Origin of the sequence: Solirhodobacter olei (assembly GCF_004010155.1) — a bacterium.
In the GTDB taxonomy this organism is placed as follows: Bacteria; Pseudomonadota; Alphaproteobacteria; order Rhodobacterales; family Rhodobacteraceae; genus Solirhodobacter; species Solirhodobacter olei.
In genome coordinates this window covers 1-311 of sequence record NZ_RRYH01000119.1, presented here as the reverse complement: position 1 = coordinate 311, position 311 = coordinate 1, and the positions used below count along the sequence as shown (strand labels likewise).

The following is a 311-nucleotide window of genomic DNA, read 5'->3' as shown; positions in this document are numbered from 1 at the left end:
CGGATGGTTACAAATTTGAAGCTCTTGGTATCGTTAGAGATGGTTCCGAAAGCACTTCAACAAAAAACGTTTACAAAAAAGGATATCATGTGACCGAAGCCTGTGTTCTCACGAGCAGCAATCATCCCGTTAGCATTTTTTCAAGAATACATTCTTCCTCTGAAAGAGATTATAAATCTGCAAACACCATCACTTTCCAGGCAATGGAGCAGGGCGCTGCACTCTTTAAAAAAGCAACTTTTGCAATGGATCGTGGTTACGATGATAACAAAATGTTTCTGAAAATGGATGAACTCGGACAAGACTATGTG

1 protein-coding gene is annotated in these 311 nt (G+C 39.9%); it reads left to right on the top strand.

Features of this window, described 5'->3' with window-relative positions:
* Positions 1 to 89 precede the first annotated feature (89 nt).
* Positions 90 to 311 (top strand): hypothetical protein (locus EIP85_RS23140; RefSeq protein WP_206615651.1); only part of this gene is annotated, 222 nt, incomplete at its 3' end.